We start from the raw sequence: 23,861 nt of genomic DNA on the forward strand, positions 1-23,861 counted from the left end.
TCCGATATCGTCTAGGCGTCGCGACTGGCGCATTTGGGTGGGGCTACCACCGGGGAGCGAAGGGGGCGAAGGCCGAGCGCCTGGGTCTTCGCACATTGTCAATGATGACAGGGGAGTCATGAGTTCTCTCGCCAACGTCGACCCGCAGATCGCCGACCTCATCAAGGCCGAGGAGCGCCGTCAGGCCGACACCGTCAAGCTGATCGCATCCGAGAACTACGTCTCGAAGGCGGTGCTGGAGGCCACCGGCACCGTTCTGACGAACAAGTACTCCGAGGGCTACGCCGGCAAGCGCTACTACGAGGGCCAGCAGGTCATCGACCAGATCGAGACCGTGGCGATCGAGCGGGCCAAGGCCGTCTTCGGCGTCAACCACGCCAACGTCCAGCCCTACTCGGGCTCGCCCGCCAACCTGGCCATCTACATGGCCTTCCTGCAGCCGGGCGAGACCGTGATGGGCATGGGGCTGCCCTTCGGCGGCCACCTCACCCACGGCTGGTCGGTCAGCGCCACCGGCAAGTGGTTCAACCCCGTCCGTTACGGCGTGCGCCAGGACACCGGCCGCATCGACCTGGACGAGGTGCGGGAGATCGCGCTGCGCGAGCGGCCCAAGCTGATCTTCTGCGGCGGCACCGCGATCCCGCGCATCATCGACTTCGAGGGCTTCGCCTCGATCGCCCGCGAGGTCGGCGCGGTCCTCGCCGCCGACATCGCGCACATCGCGGGCCTGGTGGCCGGTGGCGCGCACCCCTCGCCCGTCGGCCACGCCGACGTCATCTCCACCACCACGCACAAGACGCTGCGCGGCCCGCGCGGCGCCATGCTGATGGCCACCTCCGACGAGCACGCCGCCGCGCTGAACAAGGCCGTCTTCCCCGGCCTGCAGGGCGGCCCGCACAACCACACCACCGCGGCCATCGCCGTCGCCCTGCACGAGGCGGCCCAGCCGTCCTTCCGCGACTACGCCGCGCAGGTCGTCGCCAACGCCAAGGCCCTGGCCGAGGAGCTGTCCTCGCGCGGCTTCGACCTGGTGTCGGGCGGCACGGACAACCACCTGATCCTGCTCGACCTCACGCCCAAGGGCATCGGCGGCAAGCCGGCCGCCCAGGCGCTCGACCGGGCGGGCCTCGAGACCAACTACAACACGGTGCCGTTCGACACCCGCAAGCCCTTCGATCCCTCCGGCATCCGCATCGGCACCCCCTCGGTGACCTCCCGCGGCATGAAGGAGGCCGAGATGCGGCAGATCGGCGCGTGGATGGACGAGGTCGTCACCGCGCTGGCCAAGGGCGACGCCGAGGACGTCATCACCCGCGTCCACCGCGAGGTCAGCGAGCTCACGGCGCAGTTCCCGGCCCCCGGGCTGTCCTGATCCCGGTCCTGTCTGCTCCGGGCGCACGCCTCACTGAGCGGATGTGGCCGGGCGCGCGACGGACCGCCTGAACCGCGACACCCGAACGCCCCGCCGCACAGGGGGAGTCCTTGTGCGGCGGGGCGTCGGCGTGCTGGGTCAGAGGTCGAACGTCAGCAACGTCCTGCCGTTCGTGGTCCGCACCTCGAACCGGTCGATCTGGGCGCGGGTGAACGGGCTGCCGCCGTGCATGTAGAGCGGCGAGGGCGAGCCGGCAACCCCGTAGCCCGACGGCGGCACCGACCAGCCGGTCATGACGCGCCGCTCGCCGGTCGCGGAGACGGCCAGGAGTTCGCACGCCAGCGGGCCCTTGACCCCGGCCAGCATGAGCGCGGCGTGCGTGCCCCAGCCCTTGTCCTCAAGCACCAGGCCGCCGCGCACGCCGCCGGCGCCCACGCCCGCGATCGGCTCGCCCATGGCGTAGAACTGCTCGGCGGGGCCCATGTCGTGCGCGGCGTGCACGACGGACGGGCTGTTCATCGCCGCGCCCACCGTCACCCCTGTCGCGACCAGCGTGACCGCGGCGGCGGCGCCGATGACCAGCGTGCCGCGCCTGGCCCGCCGGTCGCTCGCCCGCTTCCTCCTGAGGAGGTCGGCGATCTCGTGGGGTTCCGGTGGCTCCTCCACCACGGGGTCCACCCCGGTGAGCGCCCTGGCCACACCCGACAGGTCGGCGAGCTCCGCCGTACAGGCCGGACAGTCGGCAAGGTGCGACTCGAAGGCGCGCCGGTCGCTCTCCTCCAGCAGGCCGAGGGCGTAGGCGCCCACGTCGGTGTGCTCGACGCGCGGGGTCACGCCGTCACCCCTCTCTCCTCCAGCGCGACGCTCAGCGCGCGCAGGGCGTAGTAGACCCGCGACTTGACCGTGCCGACGGGGATGCCGAGGATCTCATCGCCCGATACCTGGGTCGCGGGTGCTTCTTCTGCAGGCAGTACGCGCCCCACTCGGCCGCGGGTTCAACGAGTGCGGGGTTTTCTCGCGATCTTCCCGGAACCGGGGTACAACCTACCGGGTTCCGCGATGATAAGGTGCCCGGAGGCAGACGGCCACGAGACAAGGGAGGTGAGGACTATGCGGGTCTTTCTGAGCTGCATGCTGTCCGAATTCCTCCGGGTGCCCGCCTGACCGATTCCGCGCGGGGCCCGGCTTCCGAAGGGTACCCGAAGCGTTGAACACGCACGATCTTTCTCTGCTCGGCTGGACCGACTCGCTGGCCGCCGAGCTCCCATCCGGCACCGTCCCTGGACGGGTGGCCCGCGTCGACCGCGGCGCCGCCGAGGTCATCGCCGCCGACGGGCAACACCAGGTGCGGTACGGCTCCCGCGTACGGCGGGCGTCGGCCGACGACCCCGTGGCCCTGCCCTGCGTCGGCGACTGGGTCGCGCTCAAGGCGCTGCCCGAGGGACGCTACGAACTCGACGCGGTGCTGCCCCGCCGTACCGCCTTCGTCAGAGGCGGCGTGAGCCGCGTCTCGCGCGGTGGGCTGTCGGGCGACGGCCAGGGGCAGGTGCTGGCCGCCAACGTCGACCTCGTCTTCGTCGCCGAGCCCTCCATGCACGCCGCCGACTTCGCCGACCTCGGCCGCATCGAGCGGCTGGTCGCGCTGGCGTGGGAGAGCGGCGGCACGCCCGTCGTGCTCATCACCAAGTCCGACCTGTTCGAGCGGGGGCTCGACGAGCTGCTGGCCGACGTCGAGGCCGCCGCTCCCGGGGTGGCGGTGCACGCCGTCTCCTCCGTGCTGGGGGAGGGGGTCTCGCTGGTGCGCGACTACCTGGCGGGCTCGCACACGGCCGTGGTGCTCGGGCCCTCGGGCGCGGGCAAGTCCACGCTGGTCAACGCGCTCGCGCAGGAGGGGGTCATGGACACCCAGGTGGTCCGCGCAGCCGACGGCAGGGGGCGGCACACCACCGTGCACAGGGAGCTCATCCCGCTGCCGGGCGGTGGGCTGATCATCGACACGCCCGGCATCAGGCGGGTCGGGCTGTACGAGATGACCGACGGCGTGGACCTGGTCTTCTCCGACATCGAGGCGCTGGCGAGCTCGTGCAGGTTCGCCGACTGCGGGCACGAGGGCGAGCCGGGCTGCGCCGTACGCGCGGCGATGGAGAGCGGCGAGCTGGCCGAGCGGCGGCTGGAGAGCTGGTTCAAGCTGCAGAGAGAAGCCGCCTGGATGGCGAGCAGGACCGACGCCAGGCTGCGCAAGGAGCAGCAGAACAAGTGGAAGATCATCCACAAGGAGATGCGCCGCTCCGGCCGCAACCGGCCGTAACCGGGCGGCCGGTGATATCCGCTGCTCGGGGAGGCTTTCCCCGAGCAGCGGGTATCACTGCCTTATGGGTCATCTCTTCACCGACAGGGCCGAGGCGGGCGCCCTGCTGGCCGAGCGCCTGCCCGGCCGGCGCGACGCCGTCGTGCTCGCACTGCCCCGCGGTGGGGTGGCGGTGGCGCTGCCGGTCGCCCGCAGGCTCGGCGGGGTGCTCGACGTGCTCGTCACCAGGAAGATCGGCTATCCGGAATCGCCGGAGCTCGGAGTGGGGGCCCTGGCCGAGGGCGGCGAGCCGGTCTTCGACGAGGAGCTGATGGGCCGTCTCGGCCTCACCATGGCCGACCTCGACGAGGTGGTGGAGCGCGAGCGCGCGGAGCTGGAGCGCAGGGTGCGGGTCTACCGGGGCAGCCGGCCGCTGCCCACGGTGGCGGGGCACGACGTCGTCGTGGTCGACGACGGGCTGGCCACGGGGGTCACCGCCAGGGCCGCATTGCGGGCGCTGCGCGCGGCCGAGCCCGACCGCCTCACGCTCGCCGCACCCGTCGGGGCGGCGCGCACGGTCAAGATGCTGCGCGGGGAGGCGGACGAGGTGGTGGTGCTGGCCACGCCGCCGGACTTCTTCGCGGTCGGCCAGTGGTACGAGCACTTCGACCAGCTCACCGACGCCGAGGTGCTCTCGCTGCTGCGAAGCCGCTGAACCCCGGGCCGCCGAACCCCGGGCCGCCGAACCTCAGGTGAGGGCCGCCCAGACGAGTTTGCCGCCGCCGGGGGGATGAAGCCACCCCCAGGCGGTCGCCAGCGCCTCGATGAGCGGCAGCCCCCTGCCGAACTCGGCGAGGAAACCGGACGTGGACGCCACGGGCACCGCTCCGCTGAAGTCTCGTACGGCGCAGCCCAGCCGCGCTCCCGAGCACATCAGCCTGAGCGACCTGGCGCCGCCCCCGTGCCTGATGGCGTTCGTGATCAGCTCGGAGACGATGAGCTGGGCGTCGAACAGCACGGCCTCGCCGGAGTCCCAGCCGGTGAAGGTCCCGCGCACGAACCGCCTGGCGCTCCCCACCAGCGCGGGATCGGCGGGCATGGCGAACTCCATCAGCGCCACCTGGTCGCCGGGATCACCGGACAGGAGGGCGCCGAGCCACTCGGGCGGTGCGGTGCCCTTCGTGGCGTGCCATGGTGCTGCGGAAGTGGTCATGGAGGTCCCCGGGGCTCGGATACTTCACGCGGTCCAAGTGTCCATATTTACGGCGGTGACTTACTGATGCAAGACTTTTCATGATTTACAGATGCAAGTCGCAAATGCACGTGCGTCCGGAGTCCTCGACCGCTGATCCGTGTCAGACTGAGATCTTTCCCGAAAAGGAGATGGCGTCCATGGAAGCGGCGGAGAACGTGCGGCCCCTGAGCCCCGCCAGGGGCGGCGGCCCCACGGTGCTGCGCATCCTGCTGGGCGCCCAGCTGCGCAGGCTCCGCACCGCCAAGGGCATCTCCAGGGAGGACGCGGGCTACGCCATCCGCGCCTCGCACGCCAAGATCAGCCGTCTCGAGCTGGGCCAGGTCAGCTTCAAGGAGCGCGACGTCGCCGACCTGCTCACCATGTACGGCGTGAGCGACCCCGACGACCGGGCGCGCCTGCTCGAACTGGCCAGGCAGGCCAACCAGCCGGGCTGGTGGCACAAGTACAGCGACCTGCTGCCGAGCTGGTTCGAGGTCTACATCGGCCTGGAGGGCGCGGCGTCGATCATCCGCACCTACGAGAACCAGTTCGTGCCGGGGCTGCTGCAGTCGCCCGACTACGCCCGGGCGGTGATCTCGCTGGCCCACGACAGGGCGCCGGAGAGCGAGATGGAGCGCAGGGTCGCGCTCAGGACCACCAGGCAGCAGCGGCTGACGGGAGAGCGGCCCGTGTCGCTGTGGGCGGTGCTCGACGAGGCCGTGTTGCGCCGCACCATCGGCGGCGTGGAGGTGATGCGCGCCCAGATCGAGCACCTCATCGACACCGCCGGCCTGCCCAACGTGACCGTGCAGGTCATGCCGTTCGACAGGGGTGGCCACGCGGCCGCCGGCGGGCCCTTCTCCATCCTGCGCTTCCCCGAGCCCGAGCTGCCCGACGTGGTCTACATGGAGCAGCTGTCCAGCGCGCTCTACCTGGACAAGCTCGCCGAATCCGAGCACTACGCCAAGGTCATGGACCGGCTCAGCGTGCAAGCGGACACTCCCGCCGAAAGCCGACGTTTTCTGGAGCAGCTGCGCAAGATCGTCTAGTTCCCCGTATTCTCGCCTCTGCAAGCACCGATGCACGTGCATTCGTCCGCACGAGGAGGAACCATGGGGGAGATTCCCAACGGCATCACGGCGAGCAGTCTCGCGGTGGCCTGGCGCAAGGGCAGGCGCAGCAACCCGAACGGCAACTGCGTGGAGGTGGCCGCGCTGCCGACCGGCCAGTACGCGGTGCGCAACTCCCGCTTTCCCGACGATCCCGCGCTCATCTACACCAAGGCGGAGATCACCGCCTTCGTCCTCGGCGCGAAGGACGGGGAGTTCGACGACCTGATCGCCTAGGGTCCTCCGGATACGCGTAAGGAGCTCCAGTTCGGCCTGAACTGGGGCTCCTTCTGGTGGGCGCCTCGACTCGCCGGTGGCGCGGTGCAGCTGGCGGGGGTCCTTTGCCGCGGACCGGCGTGAAAGGCGTCCCGGTTGCCTGATCAGGCAGTTGTCCCGACCGGGTTCGAGGTGGTCATCGGGACAACTGCGTGATCACGCTTGCTGTGCAGAGTCTGCCGGGGTGGAACTCAGGCGGCGGAGATGCCGGCGCTGGCCGCGCGGCGCATGCGACGGCGACGCTCGGAAGCGCGCTCGTCCTCGTTCAGACCGCCCCACGTGCCGTACTTCTCGGGCCGGGACAGCGCGTAGTCAAGGCACTCGGCGCGAACGGGGCACTGGGCGCAGATCGCCTTGGCCTTCCGCTCGCGGACGTCACGCTCGGGCTGCCGCTCGCCATCGGGACCGAAGAAGAGCACGAGGTCCTCACCTCGGCACGCGGCATCATCCTGCCAACCCCAGCTGGGGCGCGGGCGGGCGATCTGCCGACGTACCTGAGACATGAGAAAACCACCTTCGTGAGAGGTATTTCAGTAGTTGAGCCGCATTGGACGCTTTCGGCGTCACTGTTCCAACGCAGGGGTGGGCCGTGATGTTCCCGTGATCAGGTGAGGGCGGGCGTGGCGTACCGCACAGGCGCGAGCCTGTCCAGCGAGACCAGCCGGTAGGTGGTGATCTTCTCGGCGCAAGCCGTGCCACACGGTGTTTGGAACACCGATGGCTCGATCACAACCTGGAACCGGACCTCACCGCAGCGCACGATGGCTTCGGTGACGTCGCCGTCCGACCTTGAGGATTCCACGGCCACTCCGCCGACCGAGAGCTCACCTGTGTGGACACGGGCGAAATGCTCGGCGGCTTGCGATGGCTCAGGGATGCCTGCGCGTCCCCGGTAACGGTCGAGAATCACCTCGCCGGACCGGTACGCGTTGGCCGCTGCGATCGCAGCAGCCTGAGACATGCTGCCGTAGAAAATTCCGTGTGGCAAGCACACGAGGTTGGCGGCGTAGCGATCGCCGCCAACATGTGAGGTTTCCCACACTCTGTCCGGCAAAACTTCTGCCAGGCGGCGAGCGAGGGGCAGTCCAATGCGGGCGCAGCACGCATTGCGCTTGGCGTGCGTGCAGACCAGAAATACCGGCTCGTCTTCAAGTATGCAGGACTCTGGGACCACTCCGGCCATCACGGCGTCCAAGTCAAGATCGTCTGGACCTGCGATGACACCGCCCGCCAGCCAGGGGTTCTCTCCCGCCGCGTAGCCGACTAGCACACGGAGGCCCTGCCCCCGCCGCCGGGTCCGCCGTCCAGGACGGCGGATCAGTTGCGGCCTGATACCGCGTTCGGTGGCTCTGCGCACGAGTTTCGCGATGTCGGCGGGAAGGTCGCAGTTCTCCAGATGTGACGCCCATGGGCCGTCGTGCTCGATCAGCAGCCACAGGCGGGCGCCCACGGTCGCGCTCGCGAGGGTCGGCACGTCACCGGTGTGGCACCCGACCGGATGGTCGCAACCCCTGGGCATTCGTCACCTTCCCCCGTCCTGTCTTAGGTAAGACTAACCTAACGCTTTGGGGAGTGTGCGAGCGGGGCCGACACGCGTTCAGAGGGTCAGCGCGTGGCGGGCCGCGGCCGTCGCCGCCGCCCTGTCCTCCGGCACCAGCCCGATCCTGGTGCGCCGGTCGAGCAGGTCGGCCTCGTCGAGCGCGCCCTCGTGCCGGACCGCCCAGACCAGCTCGCCGAGCGTGAGGCCGGTGCCGACCGGCTCGGGGTGCTCCTCCGCCAGCCGCCGTACGGCCTCGGCCTCGCCGCCGTACCGCTCGGCCAGCCGCGAGGAGCCGTCGAAGGCCTGCGCGCCGACCAGGGGGAGGCGATGCGTCACGCAGGGCCCCGCCGGCAGGTCCCTGAGCCGGACGGCCCAGTCGACCGCGTCCTGGGCCATGCGCCGATAGGTGGTCAGCTTGCCGCCGGTGACGGTGATCACCTCGTCCGTGGAGGTCAGGACGGCGTGCCTGCGCGACAGGTCGGCCGTGCGGCCCTCGGCCTCCAGGAGCGGCCTGAGGCCCGCGTAGGCGCCCGCCACCTGGCTCCTGGTCACCGGGACCTCGAGCACGGTGTTGAGCACGGTCAGCAGGGCGCTCACGTCTGCCTCGGGAACCTCGGGCACGTCAGGCACCGGCCCCTCCAGTGGCTCGTCGGTCAGCCCGACGTGGATCCGCCCGTCGGACTGGGGCAGCACCAGGGCGAAGCGGTTGCTCTCGCCGGGGATCGGCACGTGCAGTCCCGCGCGAAGCCCCGGCAGGGTCTCGCCGCGCAGCACCAGATGGGTGCCGCGCGAGGGCCGCAGCCGCAGGTCCGGATTGAGTCCGCCTGCCCACACACCGGCCGCGTTGATCACCGCGCGAGCCCTGATCGTGAACGACTCGCCGGTCCGCTCGTCGCGCACCTGCGCGCCGTCGCGGTGCAGCTCCAGCGCCCTGCACCGGGTCAGGATCCGCGCGCCGTGGCCCGCCGCCGTCCTGGCGATCGCCACCACCAGGCGGGCGTCGTCCACCAGCCTGCCGTCCCACGACAGCAGGGCGCCGCGCAGGCCGCGCTCGCGCAGCACGGGAGCCAGCTCCCTCGCCTTGGCCGAGGGCAGGCGGCAGGGGCCCGGCAGCAGGCGGCGCGGGGTGCGGGCGGCGGCGCGCAGCCCGTCGCCCATGCGGTAGCCGGTCATGACCAGCGCCGCCTGCGCCCTCGACACCCCGGGAGTGAGGGGCAGCAGGTACGGCGCGGCGCGCACGAGGTGCGGCGCGGTGCGGGCGAGCAGGATGCCGCGCTCGACCGCGCTCTCACGCGCCACGCCCACCTGTCCCTTGGCGAGATAGCGCAACCCGCCGTGGATCATCTTGGAGCTCCATCTGGAGGTCCCGAAAGCCAGGTCGTGGGCGTCGATCGCGGCTACGGTGAGACCTCGGGAGGCGGCGTCGAGCGCCACCCCCGCCCCGGTCGCGCCCAGCCCCACCACGAGCACGTCCACGGTCTCGACCCGCACCCGTTCCAGCTCGGCGAGCCTGCGGGCGGCGTTCAGCGAGGTGTTCATCGAAACCTCCGAGGAAACCCCCGCCTTCAGGCGGGGGAGGAATCGGACTCCTGCGGAGCAGGGCAGGAGCAGGCGATCCGCCGCCAGGCGGACCGGCGTCTACCACAACAGACCAGCACTTAGATGATCTCGTGGGAGAACGTGAGACGTGGCGACCACCTGCACAAAGTCACCACACGGCTTGTTCGCGAGAACCAAGTGATCGCCGTGGAAGACCTGACCGTCCGCAACATGGTCAAGAACCGCAGCCTGGCGCGCGCCATCTCCGACGCCTCGTGGCGGGAGCTGCGCGGCATGCTGGCGTACAAAGCAGCCTGGTACGGGCGGGAGCTGGTGGTGGTGGATCGCTGGTTCCCCTCCTCCAAGCTGTGCTCGGCGTGCGGGGCGCTGCAGGAGAAGATGCCGTTGAACGTCCGGGAGTGGACTTGCGCCTGCGGGGCGGTCCACGACCGGGATGCCAACGCAGCCAAGAACATCCTCGCCGCCGGGCTGGCGGAGAGCTGAAACGCCTGTGGAGCTGGTGTAAGACCTCACAGAGAGTCCTCTCTGGTAGGCGGTCGGTTGTGAAGCAGGAAGCCCAACCCGTGAGGGTTGGAATCCCCTTCGTTTTCGAGGGGGAGGATGTCAAGCGAGGTACCTCTCCAGGAGGGTCGCCAGTTCGGCGTCGAGGGTCTCGGGGTCGGCCATGGTGTGGGCCGACAGCAGGAACGACTGGGCGGTCAGGAGCACCGCGCGGGCCTGCGAGGGGCTCATCACCTCCTCGAGCACGGCGAGGATGGCGTCGTGGCTGGCGCCCCTGCGCTGCGTCAGGTACGGCAGCAGCAGCTCGGGATCGACGTCCACGATCTTCCGCCACAGCGGGTGCCCGCGCAGCGCGCGCACGCCCTCGACCACCGCGGCGACGGGGTCCGACAGGTCCAGGCCGCCCAGCACCCGCAGCCACTCGCGGGTCATCAGGTCGCCGACCAGGCTGCCGACGTCGGGCCAGCCCCGGTAGATCGTCATGCGTGATACGCCCGCCCGCCTGGCGACGTCGGTGAGCGTCGTGCGCCGCACCCCGTAGGCGAGCACGCAGTCCCGCGCGGCGTCCAGCACCGCGTCATTGTGACGAATTGCCGTCATGTGTCACAGTGTAAGGCGTGGAGAACGAACCGATGCTGTGGAGCGGCTGGGGCGACCCGGCCAAGGCGCGCGACCTGCCCGACCAGATCCGCACGCTCCTGCGCGACCTCATGGGCGTGCGTGAGCCCGCCGAGGCGGCGGCGCTCGACGAGGTGCGGCTCCCGCGCGTCACGCTCTCCCCAGCGGTGCTGGCCGAGCTGACCGAGGCGGTCGGCGCGGCGCAGGTGCGCACGGACCACGAGGCCAGGGTCAGGCACACGCGCGGCAAGTCCACGCCCGACCTCATGCGCATGCGCGAGGGCGACGCCTCCGACGCGCCCGACGCGGTCGTGCTGCCCGCCGCGCACGACGAGGTGCTGCGCGTGCTGGAGGTGTGCGCCCGGCACCGGGTGGCCGTCGTGCCGTTCGGCGGGGGCACCTCGGTCGTCGGCGGGCTGGCCGTCGGCGGGCCGGCCGCGCGACAGGGGGTCGTCTCGCTCGACCTGCGCAGGCTCGATCGCCTGGTGTCCGTCGACACCGAGTCGATGGTCGCGGAATTGGAGCCCGGGCTGCGCGCCCCCGACGCCGAGCGACTGCTGGCCGAGCACGGGCTGACGCTGGGCCACTTCCCCCAGTCGTACGAGTACGCCACGCTCGGCGGGTTCGCCGCCGCCCGCTCCAGCGGCCAGGCGTCGGCGGGCTACGGCCGCTTCGACGACATGGTGGTCGGGCTGACCGTCGCCACCCCGAGCGGCACGCTGGAGCTCGGCCGCGCGCCGAAGTCGGCGGCCGGGCCCGACCTGCGGCAGCTGATCCTCGGCTCCGAGGGCGCCTTCGGCGTGATCACCTCGCTGCGCCTGCGGGTACGGCGGCGGCCCGGCGCGACGGTCTACGAGGGCTGGCGGTTCGAGTCGTTCCAGGCGGGATCGGCGGCGATGCGCAGACTCGCCCAAGAAGGGCTGCTTCCCGTCGTCCTGCGGCTGTCCGACGAGACCGAGACGATGATCGGGCTGGCCAAGCCCGAGGCCATCGGCTCGGGCGACTCGGGCTGCCTGCTGATCGCCGGGCACGAGAGGGACCGCGACGCGGCCGCCGCCGTGCTCGCCGAGCAGGGCGGCGCCTACCTCGGCGCCGAGCCGGGCCAGGCGTGGGAGCACGGCAGGTTCGCCGCGCCGTACCTGCGCGACTCTCTGCTCGCCGCGGGCGCCACCGTCGAGACCCTGGAGACGGCGGGTTTCTGGTCGAACCTGCCCAGGCTGTACGACGCGGTGCGGCTCACCCTCCACGCCGAACTCGGCTCGCCGCTGGTCATGTGCCACATCTCGCACGTCTACGAGACCGGCGCCTCGCTGTACTTCACGGTCGTGACCGACCAGGGGCTGCCGGAGTGGGAGCGGGCCAAGCGGGCCGTCAACGCGGCCATCGTGACGGCGGGCGGGACGATCTCGCACCACCACGGCGTCGGCAGGGACCACCGGCAGGCCTACGCCGAGGAGATCGGGCCGCTCGGGGTGGAGATCCTGCGCGCGGTGAAGCAGCGGCTCGACCCAGAAGGGATCATGAACCCCGGGGTGCTCATAGCCGTTCCGCCTCCTTCAGCAGACTGAGGGCGTCGTCCTTGCGGTCGAGGGCGGTCAGCACCTCGGCCGCGCAGCGCAGCGCCACGGCCAGCGGCGCGCCGCCGAGCCCCCTGGCCAGGCCGAGCGCCTCCTCCGCCAGCGGCAGCGCCCGCGCGGGACTGCCGCGCGCCAGGTGCTGCCCTGCCCCCTCGCGCAGCGCCCTGGCCAGCAGGCCGGTGTGCGCGACGGGGTCGCGGGCGGCCAGCTCGCGGGCCTCCGCTATCGCTCTTTCGACGTGTCTTGCCGCCCTGCCGCCGAACCGCCGCTGCGTCGCGGCATAGGCGAGCAGCCCCTCGACGGCGTCGGCACTCAGCCCATCCCCTGAACCGTTGCGGGCCATCGCAGCCCCCCGCACGATCGACAACCGCTTGCTTGGGGGATGAAGGCTACCGCACGTGGTCACTCGATGACAGGCCCAGTGATCGGGTAAAGATATGGTCATGGTCGACGTCGCCGCAGAGCGTGGAAAGCGGTCCTCCTCCCGCACCTCCGAGGAGGGCGCCGGCTGGCGCTGCCAGCAGATCGGGTCGTACAAGGGGCTTCGACCCAACACCGACACCTTCTCCTGGTTCCACCCCCGCACCCTCTGGCGATCACGCAACGAGATCCTCGCGGGCCTGTTCGGCGACCCCTCGGGAGAGGTGCGGCGGCGCTGGATGAAGGAGCAGCGGGCGCGCGGCGTCGACGGCGACCTCAGGATCGCGCCCGGTCTCGGCAAGAGCTTCAACTTCCTGCTCTTAGGCGACCCGGGCGAGGGCGACGACTCGCAGTACGCGGTCGTGCCCGGCCTGCTCCAGGTGGGCGCCGACACCTCGTTCGCGGTGATCGCCAGCGACGTGATCTACCCGACCGGAGCGGGGAACGAGTACCCGGACAAGTTCTTCCGGCCCTACAAGGACTACCAGGCGCCCATCTACGCCATCCCCGGCAACCACGACTGGTACGACGGCCTCGGCGGGTTCATGCGCGTCTTCTGCGACGCGCCGCCGCTCAAGCCGCGGCCCGACAGGGGGCTGCGCGGGCTGCTGTGGCGCAAGCCCGAGCCGATCGACGAGGACACCCTGGCGGCGGCGCGCAAGCTGCGCGGCTCCCCGGCCCAGCAGGCGGTGCAGCCGGCCCCCTACTGGGCGATCGAGAGCGAGAGCCTGCTGATCGTGGGCGTCGACACCGGCATCAGGGGGACGATCGACGCCGAGCAGACCGCGTGGCTGCGCCGTACCTCCCTCGATCCACGGCCGAAGATCCTCATCACCGGGAAGCCGATCTACACGCGCAACGTGCACAAGCCCTCGGCGCTGGAGGGCGGGGGCACGATCGACGACATCGTCCGCGACCCCGCGCACCGCTACGTCGCGGCGATCGGCGGCGACGTGCACAACTACCAGCGCTATCCGGTCAGGGTGGGCGACCGGGTGATCCAGTACATCGTCTCGGGCGGCGCCGGGGCCTTCATGCACGCCACGCACACGATCGGCAGGGTCGACGTGGGCGGGGTGCACGAGGACGACTTCAAGTGCTACCCGCTGCGCGGCGACTCCCTGTCGTTCTACAGCCAGCTCTACGCCAAGCGCCTGCGCATGCGCTGGCTGTGCCTCACCCCTGCCGAGGCGGCCTGCATCATGGCCGACCGGATCAAGAACAAGCCGATCAGGGAGATCGACCTCACCGTCACGATCACCCGCAGGGTGCGGTGGGCCGCGCGTGTGCTCGGGGCCTGGCCGATGCCGTTCAGGTTGCCGGTCGGCAGCGTCTTCCACCGCTACCTGTCGGAGCTGTCCGACTGGGACACCCCGCCGTTCTTCAAGAGCTTCCTGCACCTGGAGGTGACGCCCGCGAGCCTGACCATCAGGTGCTTCGCGGCGACGGGCTGCCTGCCGCAGGAGCTCGACCCGCCGCTGGAGGACGAGGTGACCATCTCTCTCGTCTAGTACGGCCGGCCCCGTCCGGGGAAATGTCGGTACGGCCTGGCAGGCTGAAGCCGTGTACGTCGCGCTGACCTCCGACTCCGCAGGGGGCGGAACGCTGCTCCCGATCGGCGGCCGCCCCCGCCGGGTCGACGACGTCGCGCGGGCCGTCCGGGAGATGGAGGAGCGACGTCCCCGGTGGGTCTTCGCCGATGCGCGCCACCTCTACCCCGAGTTGCTGGCCGCGGGCGTGCGGGTGGCGCGCTGCCACGACCTGGCCCTCACCCAGGGGCTGCTGCTCGCCCACGAGGGCCGCTACGGCGAGGCGCGCTCGGCCGCGGCCGCCCACGCCAGGCTGCACGGCCTGCCGGTGCCCGACGACGACGGCCCCGCCGCGCGGCAGGACACGCTGTTCGAGCCCGAGCGGGCCGAGCTCGGCGCCGACGCGCTGGCGGAGGTGCTGGCCGACCAGCTCGCCAGGATCGAGGCGCTGCCCGATCCCGGCAGGTTCAGGCTGCTGGTGGCCGCCGAGTCGGCGGGGGCGCTGGTGGCCGCGGAGATGGGTCACGACGGCATGCCGTGGCGCAGAGACATCCACGACGAGCTGCTCACCGAGCTGCTCGGGCCGCGGCCCGTGCACGGCATGCGGCCCGCCAAGCTCCAGGCGCTGGCCGACCAGGTGACGGCCGCCTTCGGCCATCCGGTCAACCCCGACTCCGTGCAGCAGCTGGTCAAGGCGTTCAAGGGGGCCGGGGTCGCGCTGAAGACGACCAGGTCGGGCGAGCTCAAGCGGATCGAGCACCCGGCCGTGGGCCCGCTGCTCGCCTACAAGGAGCTGGCCAGGCTCTACAGCTTCCACGGCTGGGCGTGGGCCGACCAGTGGGTGCGCGAGGGCCGGTTCAGGGCCGAGTACGTCGTGGGCGGCGTCGTCTCCGGGCGGTGGGCCACCAGCGGCGGAGGGGCGCTGCAGATCCCCAAGGTGATGCGCAGGGTGGTGGTGGCCGACGAGGGCTGGGCGCTGATCGTCGCCGACGCGGCCCAGCTGGAGCCCAGGGTGCTGGCCGCCATGGCCGGAGATCGCGGCCTGGCCAGGGCCGCGGGCGAGATCGACCTCTACTCCGCGCTGGCCAAGGCGTTCGGAGGGGAGCGCGACCATGCCAAGATCGCGATGCTGTCGGCGATGTACGGCGGCACCAGCGGCGACGCCCCGAAGCTGCTGGCGGTGATGCGGGAGCGCTTCCCACTGGCCTACCGCTTCGTGGAGGACGCGGCCAAGGCGGGGGAGGAGGGCAAACTCGTCAGGTCGTGGCTGGGCCGCACCAGCCCGCCGCCCTCACAGCGGTGGAAGGACCTCGTCGCCGGGCCCGACGGTGCCAGGGCGGCGCGCGACAGGGGGCGCTTCACCCGCAACTTCGTCGTCCAGGCCACGGCGGCCGAGTGGGCGCTGGCCCTGCTGGCGGTGCTGAGAGGGCTGCTGCCCGAGCCCGCGCGGATGGTGTTCTTCCAGCACGACGAGGTGATGGTGCACTGCCCGCTGGAGCAGGCCGAGCAGGTGACCGCGGCGGTCGCCGCGGCCGCGGCCGAGGCGACCAGGCTGCTGTTCGGCGCGACCCCGGTGCGCTTCCCGATGGAGGCCGTCACCGTCTCCTGCTACGCCGACGCCAAGTGATCCCCTGATCTCCGATGGGTTCGGGTCTACGACGAGGGGGTCGGGGCGGGGTGGCGGGCCACGGCGAGCCACACGCCGGTGACCGTGACCATGACGCCGACGACCAGGCCCAGCACGCCGTACGACAGGGCGCCCACGATCGCGCCCGCGATGATCGTGCCGGTCGCGCCGCAGATGTTCATCAGCAGGTCCGACAGGCCCTGGACCGCGGGACGGCGCTCGATCGCGACCGACTCCGACAGCATCGCCGAGCCCGCGACCAGCCCGCACGACCAGCCGATGCCCAGCAGCGTCAGCCCCGCCGTGATCTGCCAGACGCGATCGCCCGCCGTGCCCGCCAGAGCCGCCGACGCCAGCAGCAGCACCATGCCGACCACCAGCACCGGCACCTTGCCGAGCTTGTCGGCCAGCCAGCCGACCACCGGCGACAGCATGAACATGCCGGCGATGTGCAGGCTCAGCACCAGGCCGATCACCCTCAGGCCGGCGCCTTCGTGGTGCAGGTGGACGGGGGTCATCGACATCACCGACACCATCGCGGTGTGGCTGACCGCGATCGCCAGCAGCGCCGCGCGGGCGGCGGGAGTGGTCCGCAGGGTGCCCCACGCGTCCTTGAGCGTCCTCGACTTCCCTCCGGCAGGCTCCGCCGTACCGCTGAGCCGCCTGGCGAGCTTGAGCGGGTCGGGGCGCAGCCCCGCCACCACGATGAGCAACGCCATCGCGAAGGCCAGCGCGGCGAAGGCGAACGGGCCCGCCGTCGGCACCAGGCCCAGGTCCTTGCCGAGGGTGTCGGCGGGGTCGGCCAGGTTGGGGCCGGCGACCGAGCCGATCGTCGCCGCCCACACCACCAGCGACAGGTGCCGGCCCGCGTGGCCGGGAGGGGAGAGGTCGGTGGCGGAGTAGCGCGCGGCCAGGTTGCCCGCGCTGCCGCCGCCCACCAGCACCAGCCCGGCCAGCAGCAGCGGCCACGAGGCGATGCTGATGGCCAGCACCGAGATCACGCATCCGGTCAGGGCGGCGACGTAGGCGAGGCCGAGCCCCGCCCTGCGGCCGCTCCTGCCCGCCGCCTTGGCCGCGGGCAGGGCCAGGATCGCCGCGCCGAGCACGGTCGCCGTTCCCGCGAGGCCGCTGATGGCCTCCGAGCCCGACAGGTGGAAGACGACCAGCGAGCTCAGCGCCAGGCCCACCGCCACGCCGACGCCGCCGGTGATCTGGGCGGCGGACAGGACGGTGAGGGTACGGCGCTGCACCCGTTCGATGGACGGCTGTCCTGGTTTGGCAGCGGCGGTGGTCACCGGTGAAGTGTTGCATAGCCCCTGACATCCCCCCAAAGGGGACGGTGGGTTCGGACGTCAGGCGGGAACGACCGGGTCGCCGACCCTGATCACGCCGGTTCCGTCGGGGATGAGGTTGACGGCGAACAGCAGCTTCTGGCCGATCCTGCGGTACTTGGCGAGCGTGCGCAGCGGCTCCTTGCCCTTCTGCAGGGTGTCGGGGTCGATCGTGGTCAGCACGCACCTGTCGCACGGCTTCGTCACGCGGAAGTCCACCTCGCCGATGCGCACGCGCTTCCACCCGTCCTCGGCGAACGGCTCCTCGACGCCCGAGACCACCACGTTGGGGCGGAACCTGCGCATCGGCAGCGGCGCGGGCAGTTCCTCACCCCGCTCGGCGGCCGTCTCGGCGATCCAGTCGTTCAGCTGGTCGAGGGAGGTGGTCGAGGCCAGCAGGAGGGGGTAGCCGTCGGCGAGTGACACCCGGTCCTGCGGCGTGCCGTACTCGGGGTTGACCGGGCGGCGGGTCGGGTCGTCGAGCCAGACCAGCCGCACGGAGCGGCCGACCAGGGCCGACAGCCACTCCGCCGCGTCGTCGCCGCAGTCGGTGAGCTTCACCTGCGTGCGCCACAGCCGCACGGCGCTCAACTCTGCGGTCGGCGTGACCCTGAGGGGCGCGCGGTGCGGCCCCGTCAGGGTGAGCGTGCCGCCGGACACCTCGGCCCTGCAGGACAGCAGCCGCGGCTCCTCCCTGGCCGTCAGCGTCTGGCCGTCGGGGGTGGCCACCAGGTAACGGCGGTCGTGCTTCAGCCCCCATGGCTCGACCTCGGCCTCGGTGACGTCATGACCCATAGTGGACTTGACCGGATAGAAGTGGACGCTCGCCAAGTTCATGGCGGCGACGGTACCTCACTCCGGAGAACGCTACGAAGCCGGGCGGAACGTGCTCAGGAACACCTCGCGGGTCTTGGCCTGGTCGTCCCACTGGAGCTGGGGCGCGATGAAGGTGATCGTGAAGGCGTCCTGGCCGGGCGGCGTGACGTGGCGGGTCAGCGCCTGCATGGGCACGCCGTTGGACTCGGTGTACTGGTACTCCCAGTCGGCCGCCTTCCAGCCCTGGTACTTCACCTCCTGCAGCTGCACCCTGATGTAGCCGTCGACGCCGCCCTCGGCCTCCCGCCCGGTGAGCTCGGCCAGCCCGCCATCGTTCTGCGGGGTAGCGGGCTCCACGGTGATCTTCAGGCCGGAGTCCTTCGGCCCGTCGAAGACGGCCTTGTCCCCGGAGGAGGTCAGCTTCCACGCGGAGGGCACCGCCGCGGTGAAGCCCTCGGGGGCGTGCTCCTTGAACCCCTCGGGCACCGTGACCGCGGCCAGCGGCACCGGGACGGGCGCCGTGGAGGCGGCGGTCGAGGCGGCCACGTCAGGCCCGGTCGAAGGGCCGCCCGAGGTGGCGATCAGGATCGCGGCCGTCAGCACGCCCACGGCCGCGACCGCGGTGACGACCAGGCGCGGGGTCGGGCGGCCGTCGTTGATCCAGCCGCCGTCGCCACCGGTTCGCCTGCGGCCCCTGGCCGCGCGGTCCTCCCTGTCGTGGGTGGCGCGGATCGCCTCGCCGGAAGCCGGCGGCCGCGAAGCCAGGGCGGAAGGGCCGGTGCGCGCACTGTCGGTCAGCGGAAGGATCGGCTGCGGTTGTGGTCCGGGCGTCATGGCGTTGCCCGTGCTCCCGTGCGCGGGGAAGGCGGCGCCCTCCAAGGACGGCGGTCCAGAGGTCACCGGCGGGACCGCGCCGTGCGCCCCCGACGGCGAGCGGAGCGCGTCGTAGCCACTCGGGATCCGGTGCCCGCGAGGGTCGGAGGGGCTGCGCAGGGCGTCGTAACGCTGCGCCCCCGCGGGGCCGGTCGGCTCGCCCGAGGCGCTCTGCGGAGGGCCCGTGGGGAACCCGCCGGAGGAGCTGCCGAACGCGTCCCCCCCAGGCGCGGGCAACAGGTCGGTGCGGTGCGCGCCCGACGGGCTCTCCACCCCCTCGTACGGCATCGCGTGCCCACCCGAAGGGCTGTTCAGCGGGTCGTACGGCACCCGCACGGGACCCGAGGGCGTCTCCACGATCCGCGAGGGCAGCGGCCCCGACGGCGGATCGAGCGGCGGCAACAGGTGCATCGGCGTGGAGTCGGCGGGCGTCGGGATCGGCCCCGCCGACCGCGCCGACGTGGAACCGTGACTGCGCAACACCCGCTCCATCAGCTCGGCCACCTGACCGGCGTTCATCCGCTCGGCCGGGTTCTTGCGCAGCAGTCCCTCGATGACCGGCAGCAGGGCCCCCGCCCGCTGTGGCTTGATCGGCTCCTGCGTCAGCACCGCGCCGAGGACCGCTATCGCGTCGGGCCCCTCGTACGGCGGCCGTCCCTCGACGGCCGCGTAGAGCGTCGCACCGAACGACCACAGGTCGGCCGCCTGGGTGATCGGCTGTCCGGACAGCCGCTCCGGCGGGATGTAGGCGGGCGAGCCCATCAGCAGCCCGGTCTGGGTGATCGTGACGTCGCCCTCGATGGCCGCGATGCCGAAGTCGGTGAGCACCACCCTGTCGGCGGTCAGCAGGACGTTGCCGGGCTTCACGTCACGGTGCAGGATGCCCGCCGCGTGGGCGTGCCTGAGCGCGTCGAGGACCCGGACGCCGATCTCGGCCGCCTGGATGACGGGCAGCGGGCCGCTCTGCCGTACGGCCTGCTCCAGCGACCAGGCGCGGACGAGCTCCATCACGATCCACGGCCTGCCGTCCTCCTCGACCACGTCGTGGACGGTCACGATCCCCGGATGCCCGAGGCGCGCGGCCGAGCGGGCCTCGCGCATCATGCGCCGGTGCGCCACCTGCGTGCCGGCGTGGTCGAGCCCGTAGGGAAGGATCAGCTCCTTCACCGCCACGGGCCGGTCGAGCAACACGTCGTGGGCATGCCAGACCATGCCCATGCCGCCCCTGCCCACCGGGGACAGCAGCTTGTACCTGCGGCCGATCAGACGACCCTGACTCTCCACGCCCCCCGGCGCGCCAGGCCCCTCGGCGGGGACCTTGCCGAGCAAGCGGTCCGACATCTCCCGCCCCCTATTCCCAACGCAAATTGCGAGGTTCGACACGATATAGGCATGGGATTAGTAAACGGAAGTCGAAGGATGATCAACATAAGTCAACGGACGGCAATTCGCGGGTCGATCTGGGGTAACGCGGAAACTGGCAAAGAGATCACTTATCGAATGCGAGCGCGTTAAGCGCGGCAATGAACGCCTCGGCGGGCGGGCTCACCAGTCCCGCGCCCACCTGGCCCGTTCCGGCGACCCTGCCCGCGATGCCGGTGTTCACCACGGGCAGCAGGCCCGTCCGCGCGACGAGGGCCACGTCGATCCCGACGGGCGTGCCACGGAAGCCGAGCCCGGGAATCTGGTACGCGGGGTGCTCGGCGAGCGTGATCTCGTACATCGAGCGGGTGGCGGTGACCGCGTCGCCGACCTCGCCGCCGACGAACCTGACGATCGCGGGCGCGGCGGCCATGGCGAAGCCGCCGAGGCCCGAGGTCTCGGTGATGGTGGAGTCGCCGATGTCGGGGTTGGCGTCGGCGGGGCCGTACGCGCCGAGGTAGAGGCCGTCGGGGACGCCCGCGGGCCCGGTGAACCAGCGCTCGCCCAGGCCCGACACCTGCACCCCGAAGTCGGTGCCGTTGCGGGCCATGGCCACGACCAGCGAGGAGCCGGGCACGCCGCGGGCGGCGTCGGTGCTGACCTTGGCCGCCGCCATGGCGGGGTTGAGGAAGAAGTGGTCGTTGCCGCTGGCGAAGCGCAGCACCTCCGCCGCGTGCGCTGGGGCGGCCTCCACCAGGGCGGGGGCCAGCTCGCGCAGGAACAGCGAGGTGGCGGCCCTGTTGCGGTTGTGCAGCTCGTCGCCCATCTGCAGGGCCTGGGCGATCAGCGCGCGCAGGTCGATCGGCCCGGTGACGCGCAGCGCGGCGCGCAGCGCAGGACCGAGCACCGCGCCCATCCAGCGCAGCCGGTCGAGCACCTCCCGGCCGTAGGCGCCGTAGCGCAGCACCTTGCCCAGTCCCTCGTTGAGCGAGCAGTAGGCGGTGCCGCCGTGCTCGGCGTCGCGCACCTCGAACACCCACATGGACGGGCTGACCACGCCCGCCATCGGGCCGACCGCCCGGTGGTGGTGGCAGGGGTCGAGCCGCACCTCACCCCCGGCCAGCAGGCGCTGCGCCTCCTCCTCCGTGGCGGCCATCTCCTCCAGCAGCATCGCGCCGATGAGCGCGCCGCGCATCGGGCCGGAGGCCCGCTCCCAGGTGATCGGCGGCCCCGCGTGCAGGAAGGTGCCCCTTTCGAGACCGAGCGCGTCGGCGGCCGGCCGTACGTCCACCAGCAGCGGCCTGGCCGACAGCAGGCGGCCCACGGCCAGCTCGTTGGCCGCGCTCCTGCGCGGGTCGGCCAGCACCCGCGCCAGCGCGGGCGCGGTGCCGGGCAGCGGCGGCCGCCAGTCGACCGCGATCCTCGGTACGGCCTGCGCGTCGAGGGCCTCGCCGAGCAGGTCGGCGCCGACGGTGATGACGTGCGGATCGCTGGGCAGAAGGGTCACCGTGCGCTCCCTGCGGCGTGACGGGCGGCCTGGGCGTTGGAGGTGAAGACCGCCGCGCCCGCCTCGTGGAGCGCCTGGGCCTGCCGGTGCAGCCCCTGCGGGTCGCCCTCGGTGCCGACCAGCGCGACGACGACCTGGACGTCCCTGCGCGAGGCCGCCTCGATCGCCGGGACCAGGCGGAGCGCGGGATCGGGATCGGCGCCGTGCCCGAGCACCACGTCCATCAGCGCGACCTCGCCGGGCCCCAGCTTGGCCAGCGCCTCCAGCCTGAGCGTCGGATCGATCATCGGGTGCGCCCTGCCCCTGGTGAAGACGTCGTCGCCGTAGTCGACGAAGCCGCCCGGCGTGATGAGCGCGGCCTCGGCGCACAGCGTGCCGCCCGAGTAGAGACCCCTGACCGACCCCTTCGCGACCGGCCTGGGCCACGAGGGCCACTCCGGCACCGGACGGCCCAGCCGTTCGAGGACCTCCGCCGTGGCCGAGGTCAGGTCGCCGCCAGAGGCGCCGAGCAGCGCCGACACGACGGGGGTGCGCAGCTTCTCCACCACCTCGCGCACCGCCCGCGCCACGTCGGGCGCCGGCGGCTTGGAGATCAGCACGATCAGCTCGGTACCCGGATCCTCGTCGAGGCGGCGCAGCGCCCGTATCGCCGACAGCCCGCCCACCTGCTCCGACAGGTCCCTGCTGCCGACCCCGAGCACGTGGCTGACGCCGACCCCGGCCAGGTCGAGCAGCGAGGTCACCTGCTGGGCCCCTGTGCCGGAGGCCGCCACCATGCCGACGGGTCCAGGGCGCAGCACGTTGGCGAAGCCGAGCCCCACCCCGCCGATGACCGCGGTGCCGCAGTCGGGCCCCATGACCAGGCCGCCGCGCTCCTCGGCCAGCCGCTTGAGCAGCACCTCCTGCTCCACGGGTACGTTGTCGCTGAAGATCATCACCGGCAGTCCCGCCTCGACGGCGTCGAGCGCCTCGCCGAAGGCGTGCTCGCCGGGCACCGAGACCAGCACCAGGTCGCCCTCGCCGAGCCTGGCGGCCGAGCGCGTCGTGCGCGGCGGGAAGCCCGCGACCTCCGTGGCCGAACGGCTGGACAGCTCGCCCAGCAGGCGGTCGAGCTCGTTCTCGGCGGCCGCCACGTCCTCGGCCCGCAACGCCACCAGCAACTCGGCAGGCTCGGCGGGCGGCAGCTCGAAGCCCAGGTCTCTGGCGAGGTCCAGGTTGAGCGGGGTGGCCATGGCGACGACCGCCACCTCCACCCCCGGCAGCGCCGAGAGCGACTGGCTGACCCGCATCAGGCTCACGGAGTCGTGGTAGACGCCCCGCACCACCTTCACCAGCGAGTTCATGGCCTGGCTCCCAGCGCGAGCACGGCGTCGAGGCCGATCCGCAGCCCCTGGGCCAGGTCGGCGCCCGAGGTGTGACCGAGGCGGAGCAGCCGTCTCAGCGCGGGCTCGAGCGCCTGCTGTCCGGTGATGCCGCGCAGCACCCCGCTCACCTCGGGGCTGGCCTCGCCCCTGGCCGCGCAGTGCAGGAGCGTCGCCGAGATCGGGGTGGTACGGGTGCCGGCGTCGAAGGTGACGGCGGCGGCCAGCCAGTCGGCCAGCCACACCGCGCGCTCGACCCGCGCCGCGCCGCCCAGGTGCCGCAGCGCGACCAGCAGTCCCGCCAGCACGTCGTCGCCGCTGGGCGTGAGCCCGGGGCCGAGGCCCACCAGCTGCTCGGCGGCGGTCACGGCCCGCAGCAGCGAACCGGCCGCGCAGCCGGCGGCCAGCTGATCGATCGCGGCGTTGCCCTCGAGGCCCGGCCGCCTGCCGGTGCGCGGCGACAGGGCGGGCGCCGCCTGCGCCAGCCGTACGAGATCGACGGGGGGCAGCGCCGGCGCCGGATCCCACCAGCGGCGGGCCTTCACCCGGTAGCGGCCGATCTCGATCACTCCGTTGCCCACGGCGGCCTCGTCGCCCATGCTGACGCGCGGCAGCTCGCCCGCGAGCAGCACCGAGTTGGGCAGCCTGGTCGCCTCCCCGGTGATCACCGCGATCACCGAGGGCTCCAGCTCGGTCCGCACCTCGAGGTACACGCCCACGGACACGGCCGCCAGCACCCTGGCGGGCGCCCTGGCCGACTCCAGCACCGGGCGTACGGCCGAGCTCGCGGCCCCGGTGAGGTGGGTCAGCGGGTGGACCCTTCTCTGCGTGCCGAGCGTCATGGTCCCGACGGTAGAGCGGGCCCTCACCCCTCCGTACGGAGAAATGTGCCAACAGTCGGTCAAAAGGTTGGCTCTTCCTGACACACGCCTTCATCGGTCACAATCGCCTCGTGACTCCT

21 protein-coding genes, 2 pseudogenes and 1 riboswitch are annotated in these 23,861 nt (G+C 72.1%); of the genes and pseudogenes, 9 read left to right on the forward strand and 14 right to left on the reverse strand.

Annotated features, from left to right (window positions below; all coding sequences use genetic code 11):
- Nucleotides 1-10 precede the first annotated feature (10 nt).
- A riboswitch (ZMP/ZTP riboswitch) is annotated at nucleotides 11-93 on the forward strand.
- Nucleotides 94-118: 25 nt separating this feature from the next.
- The gene (glyA, locus tag H4W81_RS05765) at nucleotides 119-1,372 is read left to right on the forward strand and encodes a serine hydroxymethyltransferase (protein ID WP_192773812.1); all 1,254 of its coding nucleotides are present in this window, start codon (nucleotides 119-121) and stop codon (nucleotides 1,370-1,372) included.
- Nucleotides 1,373-1,510: 138 nt separating this feature from the next.
- Here the strand turns inward: glyA and H4W81_RS05770 are convergent, their stop codons facing one another.
- Both H4W81_RS05770 and H4W81_RS05775 read right to left on the reverse strand, forming a co-directional pair.
- Complete coding sequence (locus H4W81_RS05770) at nucleotides 1,511-2,206, reverse strand: anti-sigma factor family protein (protein WP_192773813.1); 696 nt, start codon at nucleotides 2,204-2,206, stop codon at nucleotides 1,511-1,513.
- A pseudogene (locus H4W81_RS05775) lies at nucleotides 2,203-2,295 on the reverse strand (sigma-70 family RNA polymerase sigma factor); the annotation flags it as partial. The gene H4W81_RS05770 and the pseudogene H4W81_RS05775, both read right to left, overlap by 4 nt.
- 284 nt (nucleotides 2,296-2,579) lie before the next feature.
- On the opposite strand from H4W81_RS05775, the gene rsgA reads away from it, so the two are divergent.
- Nucleotides 2,580-3,680 carry a ribosome small subunit-dependent GTPase A gene (gene rsgA / locus H4W81_RS05780; RefSeq protein ID WP_192773814.1) on the forward strand — a complete coding sequence of 367 codons (1,101 nt, stop codon included), beginning with the start codon at nucleotides 2,580-2,582 and terminating at the stop codon, nucleotides 3,678-3,680.
- Between the two features lie 64 nt (nucleotides 3,681-3,744).
- Nucleotides 3,745-4,374 (forward strand): phosphoribosyltransferase, encoded by a 630-nt coding sequence (locus tag H4W81_RS05785; RefSeq protein ID WP_192773815.1) that lies wholly within the window; start codon nucleotides 3,745-3,747, stop codon nucleotides 4,372-4,374.
- Nucleotides 4,375-4,407: 33 nt separating this feature from the next.
- Here the strand turns inward: H4W81_RS05785 and H4W81_RS05790 are convergent, their stop codons facing one another.
- Nucleotides 4,408-4,872 (reverse strand): ATP-binding protein, encoded by a 465-nt coding sequence (locus tag H4W81_RS05790; protein WP_192773816.1) that lies wholly within the window; start codon nucleotides 4,870-4,872, stop codon nucleotides 4,408-4,410.
- Nucleotides 4,873-5,051: 179 nt separating this feature from the next.
- Between H4W81_RS05790 and H4W81_RS05795 the strand changes: the two genes are divergently transcribed.
- The gene (locus tag H4W81_RS05795) at nucleotides 5,052-5,942 is read left to right on the forward strand and encodes a helix-turn-helix domain-containing protein (RefSeq protein ID WP_192773817.1); all 891 of its coding nucleotides are present in this window, start codon (nucleotides 5,052-5,054) and stop codon (nucleotides 5,940-5,942) included.
- A 63-nt stretch (nucleotides 5,943-6,005) separates the two neighbouring features.
- Nucleotides 6,006-6,239, forward strand: a complete 234-nt coding sequence (locus H4W81_RS05800; RefSeq protein WP_192773818.1) for a DUF397 domain-containing protein — start codon at nucleotides 6,006-6,008, stop codon at nucleotides 6,237-6,239.
- A gap of 230 nt (nucleotides 6,240-6,469) precedes the next feature.
- Here H4W81_RS05800 and H4W81_RS05805 read toward each other — a convergent pair whose 3' ends face one another.
- The 3 genes from H4W81_RS05805 to H4W81_RS05815 form a co-directional block, all read right to left on the reverse strand.
- Nucleotides 6,470-6,781, reverse strand: a complete 312-nt coding sequence (locus H4W81_RS05805; RefSeq protein WP_192773819.1) for a WhiB family transcriptional regulator — start codon at nucleotides 6,779-6,781, stop codon at nucleotides 6,470-6,472.
- Nucleotides 6,782-6,882: 101 nt separating this feature from the next.
- Complete coding sequence (locus H4W81_RS05810) at nucleotides 6,883-7,752, reverse strand: sucrase ferredoxin (protein WP_318781543.1); 870 nt, start codon at nucleotides 7,750-7,752, stop codon at nucleotides 6,883-6,885.
- A gap of 123 nt (nucleotides 7,753-7,875) precedes the next feature.
- Nucleotides 7,876-9,357, reverse strand: a complete 1,482-nt coding sequence (locus H4W81_RS05815; RefSeq protein ID WP_192773821.1) for a glycerol-3-phosphate dehydrogenase/oxidase — start codon at nucleotides 9,355-9,357, stop codon at nucleotides 7,876-7,878.
- 144 nt (nucleotides 9,358-9,501) lie between these two features.
- On the opposite strand from H4W81_RS05815, the pseudogene H4W81_RS05820 reads away from it, so the two are divergent.
- Nucleotides 9,502-9,855, forward strand: a pseudogene (locus tag H4W81_RS05820) (RNA-guided endonuclease TnpB family protein); the annotation flags it as partial.
- 126 nt (nucleotides 9,856-9,981) lie between these two features.
- Here H4W81_RS05820 and H4W81_RS05825 read toward each other — a convergent pair.
- Entirely contained in the window at nucleotides 9,982-10,479 is a 498-nt protein-coding gene (locus H4W81_RS05825) for a TetR/AcrR family transcriptional regulator (RefSeq protein WP_192773822.1), read from the reverse strand.
- A 32-nt stretch (nucleotides 10,480-10,511) separates the two neighbouring features.
- Here H4W81_RS05825 and H4W81_RS05830 point away from each other — a divergent pair, with 32 nt between their 5' ends.
- Nucleotides 10,512-12,065, forward strand: a complete 1,554-nt coding sequence (locus tag H4W81_RS05830; RefSeq protein WP_192780643.1) for an FAD-binding oxidoreductase — start codon at nucleotides 10,512-10,514, stop codon at nucleotides 12,063-12,065.
- Here the strand turns inward: H4W81_RS05830 and H4W81_RS05835 are convergent.
- On the reverse strand, nucleotides 12,034-12,417 hold the full coding sequence (locus H4W81_RS05835) for a hypothetical protein (protein ID WP_192773823.1): 384 nt from the start codon (nucleotides 12,415-12,417) through the stop codon (nucleotides 12,034-12,036). The genes H4W81_RS05830 and H4W81_RS05835 overlap by 32 nt on opposite strands.
- Nucleotides 12,418-12,517: 100 nt before the next feature.
- Here H4W81_RS05835 and H4W81_RS05840 point away from each other — a divergent pair, with 100 nt between their 5' ends.
- Both H4W81_RS05840 and H4W81_RS05845 read left to right on the forward strand, forming a co-directional pair.
- Nucleotides 12,518-14,005: a metallophosphoesterase family protein gene (locus tag H4W81_RS05840; RefSeq protein ID WP_225958478.1), complete on the forward strand. Its 1,488-nt coding sequence runs from the start codon at nucleotides 12,518-12,520 to the stop codon at nucleotides 14,003-14,005.
- A gap of 52 nt (nucleotides 14,006-14,057) precedes the next feature.
- On the forward strand, nucleotides 14,058-15,650 hold the full coding sequence (locus tag H4W81_RS05845; protein WP_192773825.1) for a bifunctional 3'-5' exonuclease/DNA polymerase: 1,593 nt from the start codon (nucleotides 14,058-14,060) through the stop codon (nucleotides 15,648-15,650).
- Nucleotides 15,651-15,676: 26 nt separating this feature from the next.
- On the opposite strand, the gene H4W81_RS05850 is transcribed toward H4W81_RS05845, so the two are convergent.
- The 6 genes from H4W81_RS05850 to H4W81_RS05875 all read right to left on the reverse strand — a co-directional run bounded on the left by H4W81_RS05850 (nucleotide 15,677) and on the right by H4W81_RS05875 (nucleotide 23,742).
- A complete protein-coding gene (locus H4W81_RS05850; protein WP_318781544.1) occupies nucleotides 15,677-16,945 on the reverse strand; it encodes an MFS transporter in 1,269 nt (422 codons plus the stop codon).
- 57 nt (nucleotides 16,946-17,002) lie between these two features.
- Complete coding sequence (locus H4W81_RS05855) at nucleotides 17,003-17,818, reverse strand: MOSC domain-containing protein (protein ID WP_192773826.1); 816 nt, start codon at nucleotides 17,816-17,818, stop codon at nucleotides 17,003-17,005.
- A 30-nt stretch (nucleotides 17,819-17,848) separates the two neighbouring features.
- The gene (locus tag H4W81_RS05860; protein WP_192773827.1) at nucleotides 17,849-20,011 is read right to left on the reverse strand and encodes a serine/threonine-protein kinase; all 2,163 of its coding nucleotides are present in this window, start codon (nucleotides 20,009-20,011) and stop codon (nucleotides 17,849-17,851) included.
- 148 nt (nucleotides 20,012-20,159) lie between these two features.
- Nucleotides 20,160-21,539, reverse strand: a complete 1,380-nt coding sequence (locus H4W81_RS05865; protein WP_192773828.1) for a YlbE family protein — start codon at nucleotides 21,537-21,539, stop codon at nucleotides 20,160-20,162.
- Nucleotides 21,536-22,882, reverse strand: coding sequence for an FdrA family protein (locus H4W81_RS05870; protein WP_192773829.1), 1,347 nt, complete (start codon nucleotides 22,880-22,882; stop codon nucleotides 21,536-21,538). Before H4W81_RS05870 ends, H4W81_RS05865 begins: the two co-directional genes overlap by 4 nt.
- The gene (locus H4W81_RS05875; protein WP_192773830.1) at nucleotides 22,879-23,742 is read right to left on the reverse strand and encodes an oxamate carbamoyltransferase subunit AllH family protein; all 864 of its coding nucleotides are present in this window, start codon (nucleotides 23,740-23,742) and stop codon (nucleotides 22,879-22,881) included. Before H4W81_RS05875 ends, H4W81_RS05870 begins: the two co-directional genes overlap by 4 nt.
- Nucleotides 23,743-23,861 lie beyond the last annotated feature (119 nt).

This window comes from Nonomuraea africana, from assembly GCF_014873535.1.
GTDB lineage: Bacteria > Actinomycetota > Actinomycetes > Streptosporangiales > Streptosporangiaceae > Nonomuraea > Nonomuraea africana.